The sequence below is a fragment of the Candidatus Coxiella mudrowiae genome, from assembly GCA_001077715.1.
GTDB lineage: Bacteria > Pseudomonadota > Gammaproteobacteria > Coxiellales > Coxiellaceae > Coxiella > Coxiella mudrowiae.
The window spans coordinates 1597943-1617494 of record CP011126.1 but is presented as its reverse complement, the minus strand read 5'-3'; the positions used below and the strand labels follow the sequence as shown (position 1 = coordinate 1617494).

Below are 19552 nucleotides of genomic sequence, written 5' to 3'. Positions count from 1 at the left end.
GTGGATCATATTCCGATGCAATATAAAATGTAGTTAAAATAATTGTCTAAAAGCCTCTAGTAAAGGTAAGAAAATGACGAAAGCAACACAAAAGATAGGTAAAAAAGGCTACACGGCCGAGGCTATTGAAGTTTTAAGTGGCTTGGAACCGGTAAAGCGACGCCCGGGTATGTATACCGATACTTCGTGTCCTAATCACCTTGCTCACGAGGCTATTGATAATAGCGTGGATGAAGCGATTGCGGGATTTGCGCGCAATGTTGAAGTGGTTCTCTATAAAGATGGCTCGTTTGAAATTATTGATGATGGCCGCGGAATGCCGATTGATATTCATCCCGAACATAAGGTTTCTGGGGTCGAATTAATTCTTACCCGTCTTCATGCGGGTGCTAAATTTTCCAATAAAACTTATGAATATTCGGGCGGATTGCATGGTGTTGGTATTTCCGTTGTAAATGCACTATCAAAAAAATTAATTGTTCAAGTGAAAAAGGAAGGGAAAATTTATCAAATGGATTTTGCGAATGGTGAAAAAATATTAAAATTACATGCCGTCGACTCATGTGGTAAGCAAGAAACAGGAACTAGTATTCGATTCTGGCCCGATGCTCAGTATTTTGATAGTCCCAAATTTAGCATCTCTGCTTTAAAGCATACTCTACGCGCGAAGGCAGTTTTGTGTCCTGGATTAATGGTTCGGTTTACCGACGAACACACCGGACAACACCTTGAATGGTATTACGCAGAAGGATTAAAAACCTATTTGTTGAATACTGTCCGTGACTGCGAACGTTTGCCAGAGGAGCCTTGGGTAGGAAGTTTTAAGGGAGCTCAAGAAATGGTGGATTGGGCGGTTACTTGGCTTCCTGAAGGGGAAGAAGGTATTAAGGAAAGTTATGTGAATTTAATTCCTACCTTACAAGGTGGGACGCATGTCAATGGATTTCGTACTGGATTATTGGAAGCAATGCGCGAATTTTGCGAAATTCATAAGTTGTTGACTCGAAATTTAAAATTAACAGGTGAAGATATTTGGGAGCAGTGTCGCTATGTATTGTCTGTAAAAATAGAAGAACCTCAATTCTCGGGCCAGACCAAAGAACGATTAACATCGCGTCAATCTGCAGTGTTTGTGATCGGGGTAGTAAAGGACGCTTTTAGTTTATGGCTTAATCACAATGTGGAAATAGGAAAAGCATTGGCTGACCTGGCTATTGCTAATGCCCAAAAGCGATTGTGTATTAGCAAAAAAGTAGAACGTAAAAAAGTAACCATGGGCCCAGCCTTGCCTGGAAAATTAGCAGATTGTATTTTATCGGATGCCATGCAATCTGAATTGTTTTTAGTAGAGGGAGATTCCGCTGGTGGCTCGGCAAAACAAGCTCGTGATAAAAATTTTCAAGCCGTTATGCCATTACGTGGAAAAATATTAAATACCTGGGAAGTAGACGCCGAGCAAGTACTAGCTTGTCAAGCAGTACATGATATTGCTATTGCAATTGGTGTTGACCCCGACTCTTCTAATTTAGAAGGTCTTCGTTATGGAAAAATTTGTATTTTAGCGGATGCTGACTCGGACGGTTATCATATTGCAACGCTACTCTGTGCCCTTTTTATGAAACATTTTTATCCTTTAGTAGAAAAAGGTCATGTGTTTGTCGCAATGCCGCCACTTTATCGCATTGATGTCGGTAAAAAAATTTTTTATGCATTGGACGAAGATGAAAAAGAAGGTATTTTAGACCGTATCAAAGCTGAAAAATTAAAAGGCGCTATTAATATCCAGCGGTTTAAAGGATTGGGAGAAATGAATCCCAGTCAACTCCGAGAAACTACTATGAATCCCTATACTCGTCGCTTAGTTCAATTAATAGTAAAAGCTAAAGATAAAACGGAACAGCTTTTGGATATGTTGTTAACTAAGAAGCGGGCTGCGGATCGTCGCAAGTGGTTAGAGAAAAAAGGAAATCTTGCTAAAATTGAAGTTTAGAGAAGAAAAATCGATGAAAAAACAGCACAGTCCTTGTTTTGTGGCATTGGTCACCGCTGCTAAAGTTAATGTGGAAGAAACAGATATCTATTCCGTTAAAAAAATGATCGAAGAAGGGGAGGACTTTGATCTTATCGATGTTCGCGAAGAAAGCGAATGGGATAATGGTCACCTCCCGGGAGCTATCCATTTGGGGAAAGGCGTCATTGAAAGAGACCTCGAGAAAGTGATCCCTAATAATCAGCGAAAATTAGTCTTGTATTGCGGAAGTGGCTTCCGTTCCGCTCTTGCTGCAGATAGTATTCAAAAAATGGGCTATCGTAATGTGTTATCAATGGGTGGAGGGGTTATCGCATGGAAGGAGGCAGGATTTCTTGTTGTAAATGATTAGGAGGGTCACTCTATTGGAACTCGGGTAGTTAAAACCTATGATATTATTAATGAATGCTTTGAGGAGTTAACTATGGAACAGCCCAATCGTCGAACTTTTCCCTGGGTGCTTGCGATTATTATAATTTTATTATTGGTGTTGGGTTGGCATTTAGTTTTGCCTTTGCTTGGATTAACGTTAGTAGTTACTGCTGCAGCTTGGGGTGTGGTGGTTGCGACCATTACAGTATTGAGTATTACCATTATACTTTTTTGTTTTTTTGGGGGGGTGTGTGAGCATTCTGGTTTTAGGAATTATTGGCTTTATTTGGACGCTTTTGGCCATTATTTTATTTCCCGTTATTTTTCAAATTGTAATACCTAATTATTAATAATATTTTTATTTATCGGATTCTTGTTGCGGAAAAGACGATAAGTGTTTTGGTTGTTTAAAACGGAACTTTTCATATTTAGCATCGATGATTTGAAGCAAAATAAAATTACGCAATGGGATGGTGTTCGTAATTATCAAGCACGCAATTTCATCCGAGAAGGAATGAAAAAAATGAGTATGCTTTTTTGTATTATTCTAACTGTAAAGAACTCGGGATTGTAGGAGTGGTAAAAATCGTGCGAGAAGCCTATCCTGATACTACCGCTTTTGATAAAAGAAGTAAGTATTACGATCTCAAAACCTTACCTGAAAAGTCCCGCTGGTTTACGGTAGATATTCAATTTAAGAAAAAATTTGATCGAACTGTAACATTGGAGGAGCTGCGGAACCCCCCGATTAAAGGATATGATTATTTTGCGTAAAGGGAATCGGTTGCCGATTACTCCTGTTACAAAACGGAATGGCAAGAAATTTTAACTATGGCATGTTAAAATTGATAAATTGTTTTTTCCGTTATAACAAAATTTAATGGAAAATCCCATTTTTCGATGGGGATTTTGTTGATTTTTTGAAAGTTGTAAGCGATGCCTACCAATACCGGTTTTTTAAAAGCTCTATCTTTTAAAGGTGCTAAAGCCCGATCATAATATCCTGCGCCACGGCCCAACCGATTACCACTTTTGTCAAAGGCGACTAAGGGTAGAAAAATTAAATCGAGATCGGCTATAGAAATAAGTTTTTCTTGAAAGGTATCAGGCTCTTCAATGCCAAAACGGTTTTTAATTAAAGGGTTTTTTAAATGATAGGAATAAAAATCTAAGTGGTGCTGATAAGAACGCAAGACAGGCAAATAACAATTTTTTCGCATTGTCTGCGCTTTTGTGAGCACTTTGTCAATACTCACTTCAGCATCGTGTGCCTTATAAAACGCAATATTTTTACTAACTTCAAAAGGGTTGAGCGTCATTATTTTATTATAAACGGCTTGGGCCGCATAAGTTCGCTCTTGAATAAAAAGAGCGCTACGGCGATGACGAAGAAGGGCGCGCAGGTGCTTTTTGTCAGAAGCTGAATTCATTAAAAACCTCTATGACGTCGTCGCAAGCCGTTGATTGAACCCAAAGGCTCAAGTGGGAGTAGGCGGGCACTACCTCAGGCTCCCCATCGGTGATGTGACTTCGATGGGCTTGCTCAACAGCGTGACCACAGCCAATTCCCTATCATATTCGTATAGGTTCAAATATGCGGTACTTGCAACGACATTCACAGAGGACACTATAAATTATACAGCAATTTCTTCGTTAGTTTCCAGGAAATTTTCAATGCGTCGTTGAAGGTTCTGAATACGTTGGTTCATAACATCGATATAATTATTTTTTTGTTTACGCAACTGCATGAGTTCATGGCAGATATTTAGAGCCGTTACTATAGTTATATGTTCGGTACTATTGATGTTTACGGTTTGACGCATTTTCCGAATTTGCTCATTGACATAGTTAGCAGCTTTTTGAAGCGCTTGCGCTTGTTCGGGAGGGCATTTAATTTTATAACTGCGGTCGAGAATTTTTACCGAAATAATATTTTGCTCAACATAACAACTCATGGTATTTCTTCCCTTAATTGTGCGATTATTTTTTTTATTTTCTGAGCGGCATGAAGATTTTTTTCTACCAATAAAGATCGTTCCCGCGCATTATTTGCTAATTTTTGCCGTAGCATATTATTTTCTGTTTTTAGACGCTCTAATGAACGCAATAAGTGATCTACTTGATATTCGAGTTCACTGAGTTCAATAGTGTGGGGTGGTTGCATCCTTGGGATATCCTCTTAGTATTTCTTTTACTTAGGTATTGTAGGTATTGATTTATAAATTAAGAATAATGTCTTCCCCTAATTAGGTCAACCTCACATAGTTTTCTCAGAGCGGTGCTGTTGCTTGGTGCAACCAGTCATTTAATTCGTTATTCGGTAATAAATTTTTTAATGCGAGGTAAATTTCCTGATGGTAATCATTAACCTGTTGAATTTCTTGCTCAGAAAGATCTGGTAGGTTAATGAGTTTTCGACAATAGGGAACTAATGTAAGGTCTTCAAAGCCATAGAAAGGGCCGTGACCCGTCATACTGTCGTTCGCTTTGAATTTTTCAGTAACCAAACAGAGGTTTTCAATTCGGATTCCATATTGATTGGTCATGTAAACGCCAGGCTCGTTGCTTACGATCATGCCTGGTTGCAGGGGAATTTGTGTATAGCGGGCCGTGATGGCTTGGGGTCCTTCATGCACGCACAAATAGCTTCCGACGCCGTGTCCAGTCCCGTGACCATAATCTAGTGCTTCACGCCACAAAAATTGGTGGGCAAAAGTATTGAGGTGTTCCCCACACGTTCCTTTCGGGAAGATTATGTGGCGAATCGCAAGGTGTCCTTTAAGGACTAAGGTATAAAGATGCATTTGTTCTTGCGTGGGATTTCCTAAGTGAATAGTGCGAGTAATGTCAGTAGTCCCTGAGAGATACTGCCCACCCGAATCGATCAAATAAAGTGTAGAATCATCGATAGAGATGTCAGTTTCTGGTGTAGCTGCATAATGTACGATGGCCCCATGAGAGCCGAAACCACTAATACTGGGAAAGCTTAAATCTAAACAGCGCGAGTCTTCTCGACGAAAGGCTTCCAATTTTTGAGCAGCCGTTATTTCACTCACGCCTTCTTGCCAGTGGTTTTCCAGCCAATGTAAAAAGCGCACCATGGCGATAGCGTCAAGGATATGTGCTTCTTGCGCACCTTTTTTTTCTACGGGATTTTTAAGTGCTTTGGGCAATGTAATAGGGGAGGGTTTATAAATAAAATTTTTGGCATTTTTCAACTGTTTTCGGATCCACCAATTGGTTGTTTCAGGATCAATCCAAACACAGCCCGACAAGTTGGTAAGGGCTTCTCCCAAAGTGTGGTAAGATTTTATTTGGACCTTAATCTTTTTGAAGTAGATTTTATCCTCTTCAGTAATCTTTTGTGGGTCTGTAAATAAGAAGGACTCATTTTGCGTGACTATGGCGTAGCTTAAAGCGAGTGGATTGTAATCAATATCGTTTCCTCGAATATTAAATAGCCAGGCAATAGCATCAAGAATATTCATTACCAGAACATCTGCGCCTTCAGATTGCAGAATTCTACGAAGAGTGACAAGTTTTTCTTCAGCACTTACCCCAGCATATTGTTCGGGGTGGAGTTGAATGGGATGGTTTGGGAGCGCTGGACGATCTTTCCATAATTGGTCCACGAGATTATTGTCTACCAATAGAAGTTTTCCTTTCTGTGGGAGCAAGGCTTTCTCAATTTTTTCTACTTGGCGGATGCTAATAACTTGAGGGTCTGTAGCAAAGATGATGGGTCCTTTTTGCTCACGTAACCATTGATCGATATTGGGCGTTTCACCTTGACTCATTTTCATTAATTCAAAAAGCGTGCTATCAAGCTGCTGTTCTGCTTGTAAGAAATACCGAGGGTCGGTCCACAGAAAGGCATTATCCATTCCCACAATGACGTCTCCTGCGGATCCTGTAAATCCACTAATCCAAGCTCGACGTTGCCAACAAGGAGGGAGGTATTCATTTTTATGGGGGTCAGTGGCGGGAATATAGTAATAATCAGCACCAAATTCTCGCATTAATTGTCGTAATTGGAATAATCGATTTTTAATTGAGCTGTTGCTCATGGTAATTTCCTGTGCTTGAAAAGTCGCCATCATACTCGATTTTATCCACTCTCGCGAGGCCGGTTAGTTTGGTGAAAGTTAAAAGTATCTCAAATTGGCTCTGGCATGATAGGATGCTTGCTATGCCAGTTTCTAAAAACAAATCAGGCCTCATTATTATTGGTGCGGGTCTTGTCGGGACAAGTTTGGCAGTTTCTATGCAAAATCAGGGGCTGAAAATCAAAATCTTAGAGCATTATTTGCCCGAGGCAACTTTAGCTCTTCAGAAAGATATGAGGCCTATTACACTTTCATATGCTAGTTATCAAATATTACAAACATTAGGTGTATGGGAAGACCTGGCTGTTGAATCTTGTCCCATTTCTACCGTCCAGGTTTCTGATCAAGGTGCATTAGGCACCTTACGTTTTCGATCCAGTGAATTAGGGGTTCCCGCTTTAGGTTATGTAGTTCCTTTTTATAAATTACAGCACGTACTTTATCAACGAGCAGCCTCTCAAAAGAATGTGGAAATTATCCCCATTACTAAAATTCTTGCTATTCATTGTGGTGGGGTGGCTTCGGTTAATTGTCTGGCCGTTGAGGGAGAAAAAGATCTGCAAACAAATTTGCTCGTTGCTGCGGACGGAACCCAATCTACAGCGCGGCGATTATTAAATATTCCTACAGAAGAAAAAAATGAAAATGAAGTTGCGCTGATTGCCTCAATGGAATTAGCAAAACCACATAATCAAACTGCCTATGAGCGATTTACGCCGCAAGGAACGCTGGCTATTTTACCGCTCTTTAACCAGAGTCAGTGTTATTTAGTTTGGTCTTTGTCGAAACAATTGGCTGACAAAGTTAGCGAGTGGTCTGATGAAGAATTTCAAAGTAAGGTTCAAAAAATTTTTAAAAATCGTTTAGGAGAAATTAAATCGCTTAAACGAGGGAAGCAATTCCCTTTACAGCTACTAATTGCTAAAGAACAAATTCGTCCAGGCTTTGTTTTATTAGGAAATGCTGCCCATACCCTTTATCCCATTGCTGCTCAGGGTTTTAATTTAGGATTACGAGATGTGGCAGCGCTCAGCGAATTGGTAGTCTCTGCTTATCAGAAGCATAAACTTTTGGGGGAAATTAATCTTTTACAAGAATATATTAAATGGCGTAAAGAGGATCAGGATCGAATAATTGGATTAACTCGAAATATTTCACAATGGTTTGGCTTACAATTACCCTTAGCGAATCGAGTCCGAGGTTTAGGGTTGTTAGCGACAGAATTGTTGCCCCCGATTAAAAATCAATTGGCCAAACGCTTGCTCGGTTTAGCGGGACGTTTACCCAAACTAGTGCGAGGTGAACTCGAATGGATATGACAACGCCGTCTGAATTGATACCCGTCACCATTATTGGTGGCGGGATGGTAGGGCTGTTATTAGCAGCATTATTAGCAAATGCAGAAATAAAAGTTACCCTTATTGAAGCAAAAAAACCTTTGTTGTGTTTGAGTAAAGACAGTTTAAATTCTCGGGTAAGTGCAATTAACGCAGTTTCCAGACGATTATTAAACAAAATTAATTGTTGGCAGGATATTCGCAAGTCAACTTATTCTCCTCTGGTTAAATTGGATGTGTGGGATAGCGCTGGTGGAGGAGAAATTATTTTTGATAGCGCCGACGTTAGTGCATCCGCTTTGGGCGCCATTATCGAAAACCGGGAGATTGTTCGAGTTCTCTGGCAAAAATTACAAGAGGATCCCTTAGTCGAATTTATTTGCCCAGCTCAACCTTGGAACCTCTCATCTTTTGAGGAATTTATTGCTCTTGAGTTAGATAATCAAAAAACAATTCGGACTTCACTGCTCGTGGGAGCCGACGGTTCAGCCTCATGGCTTCGCGAGCAAATGAATATTAATATACAAGAACGTTCTTACGAACAAAGCGCCGTCATCGCCGTCGTTAAAACCGAAAATCCTCATGAACAAACTGGTTGGCAAGCGTTTTTACCAGACGCCGTGTTAGCTTTATTACCTTTAGCCGCTCCCCATCATTGTGCTATTGTTTGGTCGATTTCTCCAGAAGAAGCAACACAATTAATAGCCGCGGATGAAAAATCATTTAATGCCAAAATAAATAATGCTTTTGGGTTACGATTAGGTGAGATTCAGCGGCTAACGCAACCCAAATCTATCCCCTTAATAATGCGTCATGCAAAAAAATATTTAGATTCTCGCAGGGTATTAATCGGTGATGCAGCGCATACGATTCATCCTCTAGCAGGACAGGGAGTTAATTTAGGTTTTATGGATGCCGCTTGTTTAGCACAATGCATTATTGACGCTCACCACGAAAAATGTGACGTGGGTAGTTTTCGGGTTTTGCGTCGCTATGAACGTTGGCGCAAAGGAGATAACGTTATGATGCTAGCAGCCATGCGATTCTTTAAAGAATGCTTTGGCACTCAATCGCCTTTTATCGTTCAAGCGCGCAATATGGGATTGACAATGACTAATCGACTTAACTTCCTTAAAAACTATTTTATGAAAATTGCGATGGGTAAGTCACTCGATTTGCCTGATTTAATTATGCGTTAAATTAATTATACGTTAAATTAATTAAAATAAAATTAATTTTTCTTCATCATTGACGTTGAAGACGGGTGTGATAATGTCGCGGGGGCTTCACCGATTATAAGGAGATTTTTATGAGAGGCCCTATTAAAGCCATTGTACCTCAAACTTTCTTTGATTTTGATTTGAAAAATTGGAAGAAATAGTTTCCCGAAATGATTTCCTCCTTAGTTTTAATTGGAGGCTCGGGAGCGGCTTGTTACCTTAGTGTGAAAGAAAAATTGGTTAGGTTTTTTGTAGATAACTATATTTTCACCACTGACCATCATATTTTGGAAGAACTTAGTGCGCCTGCTGCATGAGTTGGTTGTCTTTGCGGTTACCAGATCTATCTGGTGGCTCGCACTATTATAATCTTTGTTAGTTGTCCCTGCCCTTCGGATCAAACACCTTTAGTCCCAGAAGGGATAGAGGAAATGGGTTAATTGCCGCAATCGGAAAGTTTCAAAGTGGTAAAATCAAATTCTAACGTCCGACAAAGCATGACTATCGTTTGGCGATCAGTGGCCAATATCCTATTGCCTAGTGTTCCTTCATTGATTCTGTTAGTGAGGCAATTTGAATTAGTAAAAGATAATTTGATTTATTTAGCAGAGAATACAAGGCTATTTATATCATTTGTTCTATTGCCTCCGTAGGGCTGGGCAGTTATGCATTAACTAATTTAGTTTAAATGATGTAAGAGGAATCAAGTATTTAGTAGATGGAAGAAAGAATCCAATACGAGTTTTGCTCTGGAACGAACAACAGACAGATGAATCTGAAACCATGGTCGCGCCGGCTGGTACTGATGGTCATCCTCTTGGCCTTCAAAACCACTAAAGAGTTATTGGTAAATTAATCATGATATCGTCCTAAGTCTAACATTAGATGGGAATCATTGGTTGTGCTACACTTTTTCACTTATGAAAGTTAGTCAATTTTTTTTAGCTACTGTTAAAGAAATCCCTTCAGATGCTGAACTTAGCAGCCATCGATTGATGATTCGTGCGGGCATGTTACGTAAATTGGCGAGCGGTTTATATACCTGGTTGCCCTTAGGGTTGCGTGTTTTAAAAAAAGTGGAAAACATTGTTCGGGAAGAAATGAATCGGAGTGGTGCGCTAGAATTATTAATGCCTATAGTGCAACCGGCGAACTTATGGCAAGAATCGAATCGCTGGGAAGCTTACGAAGCTGAATTGTTAAGGATTATTGATCGGCATGAGAATGCATTTTGTTTTGGTCCTACCCACGAAGAAGTAATTACGGATGTCGCTCGCCAGGAATTGCGTAGTTATAAACAATTACCTGTTAATTTTTACCAGATCCAAACTAAATTTCGCGATGAAATTCGTCCCCGATTTGGCGTGATGCGTTCCCGTGAATTTTTAATGAAAGATGCTTATTCTTTTGATCTCGATGAAAAGGGGATGCAAGCGGCTTACAATAAAATGTATGACACTTATGCGCGTATATTTACTCGTTTAGGATTAAATTTTCGTGCAGTATTAGCGGATACTGGCGCTATTGGTGGTGACTATTCCCACGAATTTCAAGTGCTGGCCGATGTGGGTGAAGATGTTGTGGTTTATAGTGATGAAAGTGATTACGCGGCCAACATTGAAAAAGCGAGCGCTCAGGCGCCGCAAGGTGAACGACCAGAACCTACGGCTGACATGACAAAAATAGCAACCCTCAACGTTCGTATGATTAAACAATTAGCGGAGACATGCAATATTTTCCCGGAAAAAGGCGTCAAAACCTTTATCGTGAAAGGAGAAGAATCTCCTTTTGTGGCGCTTATTTTACGAGGTGACCACGAATTAAATACAGTAAAAGCACAGAACATAGCCGGTGTTGCTTCTCCCTTAGTTTTTGCCAATGAAAAAGAAATTAGGGAAACTATTGGTGCTGGGCCTGGATCTTTGGGGCCTGTGAATTTGCCGCTTCCCTATATCGTGGATCGAGACGCTGCGCATTTGGCTGATTTTTGTTGCGGAGCCAGCGAAGATGATTTTCATTTTATAAACGTTAATTGGGATCGTGATGTTCCTTTAGGAGAAGTGGCTGACCTTCGAAATGTGGTTGCAGGGGATCGAAGTCCTGATGGTAAAGGTCACTTACGTTTTGCTCGGGGAATTGAGGTGGGTCAAGTGTTTCAACTTGGCCAAAAATATAGTCGTAAGATGAAGGCCACAGTTATCGATGAAACGGGGAAAAGCCGCTATATGCAAATGGGCTGTTATGGAATCGGTATTTCGCGAACGGTGGCGGCAGCAATCGAGCAGAATCATGATGAAGCTGGAATTATTTGGCCTGAAGCAATGGCTCCTTTTTCAATAGCTTTAATTGGTCTGAATAGGCATAAGTCTTATCGAGTGCAGACAGCTTGTGAACGAATCTACCATGAGTTGATCGAAGCAGGTTTTGAGGTACTCTGGGATGATCGCAAAGAACGACCAGGTGTCATGTTTGCTGACATGGATTTAATAGGCATTCCACATCGATTACTGATTAGTGAGCGTGGTTTGGATAAAAATACTTTGGAGTATAAATTTCGTCAAAATCAGGAAATAGAAGATTTACCCATTGAGCACCTAGTGGTTTTACTTAAAGAAAAAACTGAATGCAACTAAACTCGCTAAATCCAAAATGCGAAATCCGAAAAGTCCTAGTCGGTTTACGTGGTGATTAATCGTTTCCTATGATTGTTAAGAGTTTTTTTATTTTTATGGTTTCTCCGAGTTGTTGTCCATTTGATCTCTTTCTGTTTAAAGAGATTCACCTGTAAATCTAGCACAAATTTGAAAGAAAGAATATCGCCTTCAAAGAATATCGCCTTCTTTTAATATTTTCTTAAGGTTTATTAGATATCCTTGCCCAATGTTAAAACAAAATCCGAGCAGACGATTACTCTGTCGTTGGGCAGGGTGGTTTTTCACTGCTAATGCATTCATTTACTTCTTTATTGGTCTTAATTACCTTTTCTAATTACCCAATTTTGATTCCATTCCTTTGATGACCCACACGAGAGTGATTCTGGGTTAGATTTTTATGCTAACAGGACTTTTCGGTCAATCGGCCTTCTTTGCATTTTTGTGCTCCTTGCCGGTATTAGTCCTTTTTTTTGGCAGATGCGCTTGTTTATCATCACATTTATCGATTTCCCCAAAAATCTTGGGTATTTCGAGATAATTTAAGTGGCGGAAATTGCACGCGTCCTAGGATTTTCTCTTTATTTTAAAGCCTTTCAGCTAACTATTGGACGGCGATGTTGAAACAACATTGTTCTCCTGCCTTTATTCATCAATTATTACAAGATCATTATCAGACGAGTATTTTCCGCAGTGTTTCTTTGCATTATCCCGCTTTTGATGAAACGGTGTTTCATGAAATAAAAAATTTACAGATCAATACACCCGCACCCGGTGCTGAATCTTTTGACCGTGATCGACGCATCACGCAAGAATTTAAAGATTTTATCAACCATATAAACTTAAACTCCGAGAAGCCTTTTTTTAGTTTTGTTTTTTTATGATGAAACACACAATTATTGCGAGTCATCGGCAAATTGCTTAAAACCCTTCCAACCTGCTATCAAAGTTTGCAATCGTTTATTGTTAAACAATTCTACTGACCCGTTACCCTTATTTAAATCGTTATCGAAATGCGGCGCATTTTGATGATGCTTTAGTAGGACAGGTATTACAGGCGCTGAAAGGCCATCAGTTATTAAAAAATACTATTGTGATTATTACTGCGGATCATGGCGAAGAATTTAATGAAAATCATCAGAACTATTGGGGCATGCGAGCGATTATACACCGTGACAAGTGCATACACCTTTGATCATCTATTGGCCTTCTAAAAAGGCTAAAATATTTAATTATCGAACCAGTTATTACGATGTGATTCCCACCCTAATGCAAGGAGCACTGAATTGTCAAAATCCCGTGTCGGACTACAGTGTTGGAAAATCTTTGCTCAAAAAAGAGAGTGCTCTCCTCTAATTATCAATAGCTATATTGACTATGCGATTGTAAGCCCGAAACGAGCCTGAAGGAAACTATCGAAACTATCCCATTCTTTATCCTAATGGTAATGGTAAACCTATTCCTGGGACTAATTTGGATACTAAAATGTTGGCAAATGTATTTAATATTTTTAAATAGATTTTTCCGATAAATATTCTTAAAAGAAAGTCGCTCCATGTAATTACCTACCTATAAGCAGCTGAAATAGCAGGATAAATATGCAAAGAAGCGAAAGAGAACGGGACACGATTCTCTACAACGCGACTGGTATGTCATTGGGAAATTGTGGAGTTCTTCTTTAACGAAAACCAATGCTGACTACAGAAAAATCCTACCATTAAATTGACTCCTTCATTAGATAGCCTTTTTTATGGGTTATAGTAGGATTGTGAGAGGTATTAGTCCAAGCAGAGACAGAAAATTACACCCTGTCCTAGATGGGTTAACTCATCAATCTTGCATCTCACGGACTATTCATTCAATAATAGACGCTTCTAGCGACGACTACGACTAGACGACTACGACTATAAGGAATCCCTCATGTCTCAATCACCCGCCAAATCCCGACGCACTTTATACCGTCATTGGGCAGGATGGTTTTTTTGGTTAATACGTTCTTGGGCCTATTAATTGGTCTTAATTATTTTCGAATGCTGCCAAATTTTCACTCAATGAATGGTATTACGGTAGGTCACATAGCATTAGGATGGATATTTTTAATTGCTTCGTTCATCACTCAACTAGGAGTTTTGTTCTTTTTTTAGTTGCTTGATTGTAATTGGAATAATCACTCTGTTCCCCCGTCGATGGCTTGGATTTACATTAGGTATCATTTTTACTTCATTACTCGTTGTTGCTTTGATTATTGATAGTGTGACTTTTGGCTTGTATCAAATGCACCCCCAGTGTGGGATGGTGTATTTTTTAAGCCGGTGCTTTATCAGAAGTAATTTTATTATCACTATTGGAGCAAATTTTATTAGTTGATTTAGTTATTGTTTTACTCGTAGTGGAGTATTTCGTTGCTTTATTAGTGTGTAGAGTAGTTAAAGAAAATAAAGGATATCGAGGGTATGTTTTTGCTGGTAGTTTAATAACCTTCTTCCTGGCTTCACCTTCTTCCTGGCTTCTTACAGTTGCATGTTTGTTATAACAGCGATGATCTACCGACATTGGTTTAGCCATATCGATAATCATATTGTTTTGAAAGCAGCGTGAATTTTTACTTATTATGACGAGGTCTACGGATTTATTAATGCCAGGTGATCCTGGCATCCGACGAATTTTAACGCCAAAAGCCGAAGTTTATTTTTGGTACGAGAAATCAAATCACCCACTTAAATATCCTCTCCATCGACTTCAATTTAGCGTCCCTAAAAAATTATTAAACGTACTCATTATAGGCATTGATACCTGGCGTTATGATGGCATGAGTAAAATATACACGCCTAACATTTATGAGTTTCCTCAAGGAAGGTTGCAATTTAAAAATCACTGGAGTGGGGCAATTGTACCTAACCTGGATTAGTATCCCTATTTTATGGGATACCCAATAATTATTGGCGAGCTTTTTTTAAGTCAGCATCGAGAACCTTTATTAATCCATCATTTTTTAAAAAACAATTATCAAATGGAGATTTTCACCAGTGCCGCTCTAAATTTTCCAGCATTTGAAAAAAAACTATTTTTGCAGAAATAAAACACATGTTAATGCAAACGCTTGAAAATAGTACGGTAGCTTGTGATCGTGCTATTACTCGCGAATTTGACCAATTTTTAAAAAAGCGACAACCGGATCGACCTTTTTGGGGATTCATTCTTTGGGGATTCATTCTTTATGATGCCGTGCATAATTATTGTGACCCTAACTACACCAGATTACAAACCTTTCCAACTCGCTGTTAAACAGTGCGATCGTTTTTCGCTTACTCCCAATTCCGATCCAATTCCCTATGTCAATCGTTACCACAATGCCGTTTATTTTGTAGATAGTGAAGTTAAGAAAGTACTGGATGATTTTAAAAGCCATGATTTATTAAAAAATACGATTGTCATTATTACAGCGGATCACGATGAATAACTTAATGGTGAGAGCATATGGGGGAAGGGGTACTGGGTTCATGCTAGCGCTTATACACCCTATCCTTCGCCCTATCAATTACATGTTCCTTAATATTAATTTATTGGTTTGGAAAAAACCACAGATTTATTAATATCTTATCTCCTCTTATCTCCCATTATGCTCCCATTATGATATTATGCCTACCCTAACTAAACAGAAATACTTGGTTTCAAAAACCTCCTCCCTGATTATACTATCGGCCATTCTTTGTTTACCGCAGAATCTCATCTCTTTTTAATTTCAGTGAGTTATGTGGATTATGCTGTCCTTACAAAGGATCAGGTAAGGTGTATTTACTCTGGTGGCGATTTATAATTATATAATTAACGATTTATAATTATATAATTAATTATCTTAACGATCGCCCGAAGTATGGGGCGTATTTGGATAAGAATACGTTACAACAAGTATTGGAAGAATTACAAAAATATTTCTAATACTAATGTGATTTATTCTAGGAGATTGAGTGCTAAAAATACCACCGCCTTATCGCTTACCCGTTGGCGTTTCTATTTTCTGTCATATAATTTTATTGATTGCGCTTACGATTAACTTATCTTCCTCGAATACGTATCGACTGAATAATCCATCGCGCCCTATGACTATTATTAAAGCAGAAACGGTAAACCAGGTAGCTATCGATAATGAAATTAATGCTATGAAAAAAGAAGAAAAACAAAAGCGCGAAGCTGAGCAAGCACGTGCTCGAGCATTACAAGAAAGAGTTCAGGCCTTAAAAAAACAACAAATCGCTGAACAAAAGCGACTTGCGGCTTTGCATGCAAAACAACTGCGTTTGAAGCAACAGGAAGAAGAAGCATTAGCACAGAAAAAGGGATTAGCTTTGAAAAAGCAGGAGAAAATTAAACAACATCAACTGGCATCCAAACAACAACAATTACAACAGCAATTATTGCAACAAGAAATACAGCGAGAACAGGCTCAAGTAGCTAAAGCGCGTCAAACGGCGCAGAATCAGGGAGTTTTAGATCAATACAAAGCGCAAATTATACAAGCTATTCAACGACAATGGATTGTGCCTGAAAACGCCGATAAGAATCTTTCATGTATTTTGCTTATTCACTTAGCACCGGGTGGAGTTGTTTTATTGGTAACGACACTTAAGAGCAGCGGCGACCCTGTCCTCGACCAGTCGGCTCGAATGGCGGTCTTTAAAGCTTCTCCTTTACCCGTTTCCCAAGATACTGCTCTCTTTTCTCAATTTCGGGAATTGCGCTTAACGGTTCGACCTCTTCAGGCCCAAGCGAATTCATGACCATTGCATGAATGATAGTAGCAGTACTATAATCTGGCGGTAGTTAGTTACTCCACGAAGTAAAAGCCATGCGAAAACAATATCGACTAGCCCTTTATATCCTCGCTTCATTATTTTTTATTCCCGCCTATGGCGCATTAGATTTAGAATTAATCCAGGGGATGACTTCTGCGATCCCCATTGCTATTGCACCTTTCGCAGGAACATCCGTTTCCGTTCCCGGAGATCAAACAATTCTTCAAGTAATCAAAAACGATTTACAGAAAAGTGGGCAATTTCGAGTAATGGGACCCGATAATTTAGGCCAGACTCCAGAATCTGTACAAGAGGTAAATTACAGTTATTGGCGAAAACAAAAAGTCAATGCAGTGGTTATTGGTGCTATTCGACCATCCGGAATTAATCATTATCAAGTGACCTTTACCTTAGTGAATGTTTTTGATTTGGACAATGTCTTATTAAGCGATTCGTTTAATGTAAGGGTGCAAAATTTACGAAGCCTCGCTCATCATATCAGTGATCTCATTTATCAAAAGCTGACCGGAGTCCGAGGGGTTTTCCCCACACGAATTGCTTATGTCCTTGTGCAGCGTTCTCCAGATAAACCTCCTGTATATACTTTAGAGGTGGCAGATGCAGATGGTTTTAATCCTCAACCTCTTTTGGTTTCTCATATGCCTATTATGTCTCCCACGTGGTCTCCGGATGGAAAAAAAATTGCTTATGTTTCTTTTGAAGGGCAACATGCGGCTATTTATGTGCAAAATTTATCTACTGGACAGCGGAAACGAATTAGCGACGCCCCAGGGATCAACGGAGCACCTGCTTTTTCACCAAACGGAACCTGTTTAGCGTTAGTACTTACCAAAACAGGCAATCCTAATATCTATGTTCTAAATTTGGCCACAAAACAATTGCGTGAAATCATTAATGATTGGGCTATTGACACCGAACCCGCTTGGTCGCCTGATGGAAAAATTCTTCTCTTTACTTCTAATCGTGATGGGACACCGCAAATTTATAAATACTCTTTCAGCGATAATGCAATTACTCGGTTGACTTACCGAGGTGATTACAATGCGCGAGCGTCTTTTTTTCCGGATGGGAAATCGATTGTGATGATGCATCGAGAGAACGGCTTGTTTGGGATTGCGTATGAAGATTTAACAACAGGGCGATTGCAAATTTTAACCCAAAGTGGGGCAGATGAATCGCCGAGTTTGGCTCCGAATGGTAAGATGATCATTTATGCGACGGAATATGGAGGACAAGGAGTACTTGCGCAGGTTTCTATCAATGGACAAGTGAAATTGCGATTCCCCTCGAGAGAGGGAATTGTCCAAGAACCCGCGTGGTCTCCATTTTTAGGTTAATACATAATTCGGAGTGGGAGACAGAAAGAATGGTGGGATCAACGACAGTTAGAGGAGTAAATATGCCCAAAAGATTCCAATGGGCTAGATTCCAATGGGCTATTTTGAGTATGGTGATACTCGGTTTGACGGCTTGTAAAAGCCACACTGCTTCTATGGATGGTGGAAGTGCAGCAACTGGGGTTAGAGACGGCGCTAAAACCTATGCGTTGGTAGGAGAATCCAGTTACCATGGTCAAGTGATGCAAGATTCGCAAGGTCGAATTATCAATCCCTTGGTTACGCCTGCTAATCAAACGTATTATTTCGATTTTGATAGTACGGCAGTGCGGGTTGTCGATCTTCAAGCAATTCATATCCAGGCTAATTATTTAGCTATCCATCCGAAAGCAAAAGTCCGCCTTGAAGGTAATACTGATAACCGAGGCAGTCGAGAATACAACATCGGATTAGGTTGGCGCCGTGATCAGGCCATTGCTCGCATTTTCGAACAAGAAGGGGTAGCGCCATCACAGCTGGATATGGTGAGCTACGGAAAGGAGCATCCAGCGGTTCCGAGTAACAATGAATACGCATGGCGATTGAATCGACGAGTTAATTTGATTTATGAGGCTTATTGAGGATGAAAATAAAAATTTTGTATGCCCTAACGGGCTTAATTACCCTCTTGTTAATAGAGGTCGTCGCGCTGGGTGATGCACCTGTCGTTGATATTACCAAGCAAGCTAGTGGCCAAGAGACTCCAGTGGAAATACCTACAACAGGTACTGCCGAAAGCTCCAATGGGTCAGCTACTGAAATCACTCCTCCTGATCCTGCGGTTTCTTTACCTAGGCAGCCGTTGACCGATAGTCAGCGCATAGCTCGTCTAGAACAGCAAATGAATAACCTTATTAATATAAATCTGCCGCAGCAAATTATAGATCTACAACAGCAAATTGCTCAAGTGCGAGGTCAATTGCAAGAGCAGCAGCGCGATTTACAATTGGTAAATAACCAACTGCGTAGTTTTTATAACGATCTTAACCAAAGAATAACGCAACTTAAAAATTTAAATAGTGATAGCTCAAATGATAATTCTTCTTCACAAAAAACTACCGGAAATTCGCTTTCTAATAATGGGAATATTCAATTACAAGACTCCACTGCTTATCAAACGGCGCTTAATTTTTTAACTAAAAATCAATATGATAAAGCTGAAGCTTCTTTTCAAAATTATTTGAATGATTATCCTAATGGAAATTATGTCGCTAATGCCCATTATTGGCTCGGGGAAATCTATTTAGAACAGAAAGACAGAAAAAAAGCAGCGTTAGAGTTTCAAATAATTAAAAATAAATTCCCTAAATCAGAAAAAGTACTCGATGCTCAACTAAAGTTAGCCATTATTCATGCGGAAAATGGTCAAGTTGCTCAAGCTAAACAAGAATTAATGGAAATAAAAAAACAGCACTCCAGCTCAATGGTGGCGCAATTAGCCAGTATTCGTTTGCAGCAGTTGGAAGCGGCTAATTCACCATCAACGAACCCTTTATTGTGAACAAGCTTCGGATTGCCGAAATTTTTTATTCCTTACAGAGAGAAATAAAGAGTGTAAGATTACCCAGCGTTTTTATTCGGTCTAATCCCGGGGCGCTCCGTTGTTCCTATTGTGATATGTCCTATGCCTTTTCAGGAGGGAAATTT

At 39.6% G+C, this 19552-nt stretch carries 19 protein-coding genes and 2 pseudogenes; 16 read left to right on the top strand and 5 right to left on the bottom strand.

Going from position 1 to position 19552, the window contains the following annotated elements; translation table 11 throughout:
* Positions 1 to 73 precede the first annotated feature (73 nt).
* The 4 genes and pseudogenes from parE (at position 74) to CleRt_RS14355 (ending at position 3175) form a co-directional block, all read left to right on the top strand.
* Positions 74 to 1990 (top strand): DNA topoisomerase IV subunit B, encoded by a 1917-nt coding sequence (gene parE / locus CleRt_RS07565; RefSeq protein WP_048875663.1) that lies wholly within the window; start codon positions 74 to 76, stop codon positions 1988 to 1990.
* Positions 1991 to 2003: 13 nt separating this feature from the next.
* Positions 2004 to 2381, top strand: coding sequence for a rhodanese-like domain-containing protein (locus CleRt_RS07560; RefSeq protein WP_048875662.1), 378 nt, complete (start codon positions 2004 to 2006; stop codon positions 2379 to 2381).
* Positions 2382 to 2453: 72 nt separating this feature from the next.
* A complete protein-coding gene (locus CleRt_RS07555; RefSeq protein WP_235379023.1) occupies positions 2454 to 2744 on the top strand; it encodes a hypothetical protein in 291 nt (96 codons plus the stop codon).
* Positions 2745 to 2795: 51 nt separating this feature from the next.
* Positions 2796 to 3175, top strand: a pseudogene (locus tag CleRt_RS14355) (EVE domain-containing protein).
* Between the two features lie 65 nt (positions 3176 to 3240).
* Here the strand turns inward: CleRt_RS14355 and CleRt_RS07545 are convergent.
* The 4 genes from CleRt_RS07545 to CleRt_RS07530 all read right to left on the bottom strand — a co-directional run bounded on the left by CleRt_RS07545 (position 3241) and on the right by CleRt_RS07530 (position 6501).
* The gene (locus tag CleRt_RS07545) at positions 3241 to 3831 is read right to left on the bottom strand and encodes a 5-formyltetrahydrofolate cyclo-ligase (protein ID WP_048875661.1); all 591 of its coding nucleotides are present in this window, start codon (positions 3829 to 3831) and stop codon (positions 3241 to 3243) included.
* 204 nt (positions 3832 to 4035) lie between these two features.
* A complete protein-coding gene (locus CleRt_RS07540) occupies positions 4036 to 4356 on the bottom strand; it encodes a cell division protein ZapA (RefSeq protein ID WP_048875660.1) in 321 nt (106 codons plus the stop codon).
* Positions 4353 to 4565, bottom strand: a complete 213-nt coding sequence (locus tag CleRt_RS07535) for a TIGR02449 family protein (RefSeq protein WP_048875659.1) — start codon at positions 4563 to 4565, stop codon at positions 4353 to 4355. The genes CleRt_RS07540 and CleRt_RS07535 overlap by 4 nt, the downstream gene beginning before the upstream one ends.
* Positions 4566 to 4671: 106 nt before the next feature.
* On the bottom strand, positions 4672 to 6501 hold the full coding sequence (locus CleRt_RS07530; RefSeq protein WP_235379018.1) for an aminopeptidase P family protein: 1830 nt from the start codon (positions 6499 to 6501) through the stop codon (positions 4672 to 4674).
* An 89-nt stretch (positions 6502 to 6590) separates the two neighbouring features.
* Between CleRt_RS07530 and ubiH the strand changes: the two genes are divergently transcribed.
* The 6 genes and pseudogenes from ubiH to CleRt_RS12615 all read left to right on the top strand — a co-directional run.
* A complete protein-coding gene (gene ubiH / locus CleRt_RS07525) occupies positions 6591 to 7826 on the top strand; it encodes a 2-octaprenyl-6-methoxyphenyl hydroxylase (protein WP_048875831.1) in 1236 nt (411 codons plus the stop codon).
* The gene (locus tag CleRt_RS07520; protein WP_048875830.1) at positions 7823 to 9043 is read left to right on the top strand and encodes a UbiH/UbiF/VisC/COQ6 family ubiquinone biosynthesis hydroxylase; all 1221 of its coding nucleotides are present in this window, start codon (positions 7823 to 7825) and stop codon (positions 9041 to 9043) included. The genes ubiH and CleRt_RS07520 overlap by 4 nt, the downstream gene beginning before the upstream one ends.
* Before the next feature lie 941 nt (positions 9044 to 9984).
* Entirely contained in the window at positions 9985 to 11697 is a 1713-nt protein-coding gene (locus CleRt_RS07515; protein ID WP_048875658.1) for a proline--tRNA ligase, read from the top strand.
* A gap of 635 nt (positions 11698 to 12332) precedes the next feature.
* On the top strand, positions 12333 to 12599 hold the full coding sequence (locus CleRt_RS12625) for a hypothetical protein (RefSeq protein WP_048875657.1): 267 nt from the start codon (positions 12333 to 12335) through the stop codon (positions 12597 to 12599).
* A gap of 89 nt (positions 12600 to 12688) precedes the next feature.
* Positions 12689 to 12910 carry a sulfatase-like hydrolase/transferase gene (locus CleRt_RS12620; RefSeq protein ID WP_306686870.1) on the top strand — a complete coding sequence of 74 codons (222 nt, stop codon included), beginning with the start codon at positions 12689 to 12691 and terminating at the stop codon, positions 12908 to 12910.
* Between the two features lie 944 nt (positions 12911 to 13854).
* A pseudogene (locus CleRt_RS12615) lies at positions 13855 to 14082 on the top strand (hypothetical protein); the annotation flags it as partial.
* Here CleRt_RS12615 and CleRt_RS12610 read toward each other — a convergent pair.
* A complete protein-coding gene (locus tag CleRt_RS12610; protein ID WP_235379252.1) occupies positions 14020 to 14280 on the bottom strand; it encodes a hypothetical protein in 261 nt (86 codons plus the stop codon). The pseudogene CleRt_RS12615 and the gene CleRt_RS12610 sit on opposite strands and share 63 nt — an antisense overlap.
* A 46-nt stretch (positions 14281 to 14326) precedes the next feature.
* On the opposite strand from CleRt_RS12610, the gene CleRt_RS12605 reads away from it, so the two are divergent.
* The 6 genes from CleRt_RS12605 (at position 14327) to ybgF (ending at position 19406) form a co-directional block, all read left to right on the top strand.
* On the top strand, positions 14327 to 14623 hold the full coding sequence (locus CleRt_RS12605) for a hypothetical protein (RefSeq protein ID WP_235379014.1): 297 nt from the start codon (positions 14327 to 14329) through the stop codon (positions 14621 to 14623).
* 309 nt (positions 14624 to 14932) lie between these two features.
* Complete coding sequence (locus CleRt_RS12600) at positions 14933 to 15175, top strand: sulfatase-like hydrolase/transferase (protein WP_235379013.1); 243 nt, start codon at positions 14933 to 14935, stop codon at positions 15173 to 15175.
* Between the two features lie 508 nt (positions 15176 to 15683).
* Positions 15684 to 16493, top strand: coding sequence for a cell envelope integrity protein TolA (gene tolA / locus CleRt_RS07500; protein WP_048875656.1), 810 nt, complete (start codon positions 15684 to 15686; stop codon positions 16491 to 16493).
* Between the two features lie 68 nt (positions 16494 to 16561).
* Positions 16562 to 17866: a Tol-Pal system beta propeller repeat protein TolB gene (gene tolB, locus CleRt_RS07495; RefSeq protein WP_082160473.1), complete on the top strand. Its 1305-nt coding sequence runs from the start codon at positions 16562 to 16564 to the stop codon at positions 17864 to 17866.
* Positions 17867 to 17928: 62 nt separating this feature from the next.
* Complete coding sequence (locus CleRt_RS07490; RefSeq protein ID WP_157870906.1) at positions 17929 to 18486, top strand: OmpA family protein; 558 nt, start codon at positions 17929 to 17931, stop codon at positions 18484 to 18486.
* A gap of 2 nt (positions 18487 to 18488) precedes the next feature.
* Complete coding sequence (ybgF, locus tag CleRt_RS07485; protein ID WP_048875654.1) at positions 18489 to 19406, top strand: tol-pal system protein YbgF; 918 nt, start codon at positions 18489 to 18491, stop codon at positions 19404 to 19406.
* Positions 19407 to 19552: the final 146 nt, after the last annotated feature.

Bases quoted from the DNA above. Each gene is read 5' to 3' on its own strand.
- parE (WP_048875663.1), top strand. From the start codon at position 74: ATGACGAAAGCAACACAAAAGATAGGTAAAAAAGGCTACACGGCCGAG.
- CleRt_RS07560 (WP_048875662.1), top strand. From the start codon at position 2,004: ATGAAAAAACAGCACAGTCCTTGTTTTGTGGCATTGGTCACCGCTGCT.
- CleRt_RS07555 (WP_235379023.1), top strand. From the start codon at position 2,454: ATGGAACAGCCCAATCGTCGAACTTTTCCCTGGGTGCTTGCGATTATT.
- CleRt_RS07545 (WP_048875661.1), bottom strand. From the start codon at position 3,831: ATGAATTCAGCTTCTGACAAAAAGCACCTGCGCGCCCTTCTTCGTCAT.
- CleRt_RS07540 (WP_048875660.1), bottom strand. From the start codon at position 4,356: ATGAGTTGTTATGTTGAGCAAAATATTATTTCGGTAAAAATTCTCGAC.
- CleRt_RS07535 (WP_048875659.1), bottom strand. From the start codon at position 4,565: ATGCAACCACCCCACACTATTGAACTCAGTGAACTCGAATATCAAGTA.
- CleRt_RS07530 (WP_235379018.1), bottom strand. From the start codon at position 6,501: ATGATGGCGACTTTTCAAGCACAGGAAATTACCATGAGCAACAGCTCA.
- ubiH (WP_048875831.1), top strand. From the start codon at position 6,591: ATGCCAGTTTCTAAAAACAAATCAGGCCTCATTATTATTGGTGCGGGT.
- CleRt_RS07520 (WP_048875830.1), top strand. From the start codon at position 7,823: ATGACAACGCCGTCTGAATTGATACCCGTCACCATTATTGGTGGCGGG.
- CleRt_RS07515 (WP_048875658.1), top strand. From the start codon at position 9,985: ATGAAAGTTAGTCAATTTTTTTTAGCTACTGTTAAAGAAATCCCTTCA.
- CleRt_RS12625 (WP_048875657.1), top strand. From the start codon at position 12,333: ATGTTGAAACAACATTGTTCTCCTGCCTTTATTCATCAATTATTACAA.
- CleRt_RS12610 (WP_235379252.1), bottom strand. From the start codon at position 14,280: ATGGCTAAACCAATGTCGGTAGATCATCGCTGTTATAACAAACATGCA.
- CleRt_RS12605 (WP_235379014.1), top strand. From the start codon at position 14,327: ATGACGAGGTCTACGGATTTATTAATGCCAGGTGATCCTGGCATCCGA.
- CleRt_RS12600 (WP_235379013.1), top strand. From the start codon at position 14,933: ATGATGCCGTGCATAATTATTGTGACCCTAACTACACCAGATTACAAA.
- tolB (WP_082160473.1), top strand. From the start codon at position 16,562: ATGCGAAAACAATATCGACTAGCCCTTTATATCCTCGCTTCATTATTT.
- CleRt_RS07490 (WP_157870906.1), top strand. From the start codon at position 17,929: ATGCCCAAAAGATTCCAATGGGCTAGATTCCAATGGGCTATTTTGAGT.
- ybgF (WP_048875654.1), top strand. From the start codon at position 18,489: ATGAAAATAAAAATTTTGTATGCCCTAACGGGCTTAATTACCCTCTTG.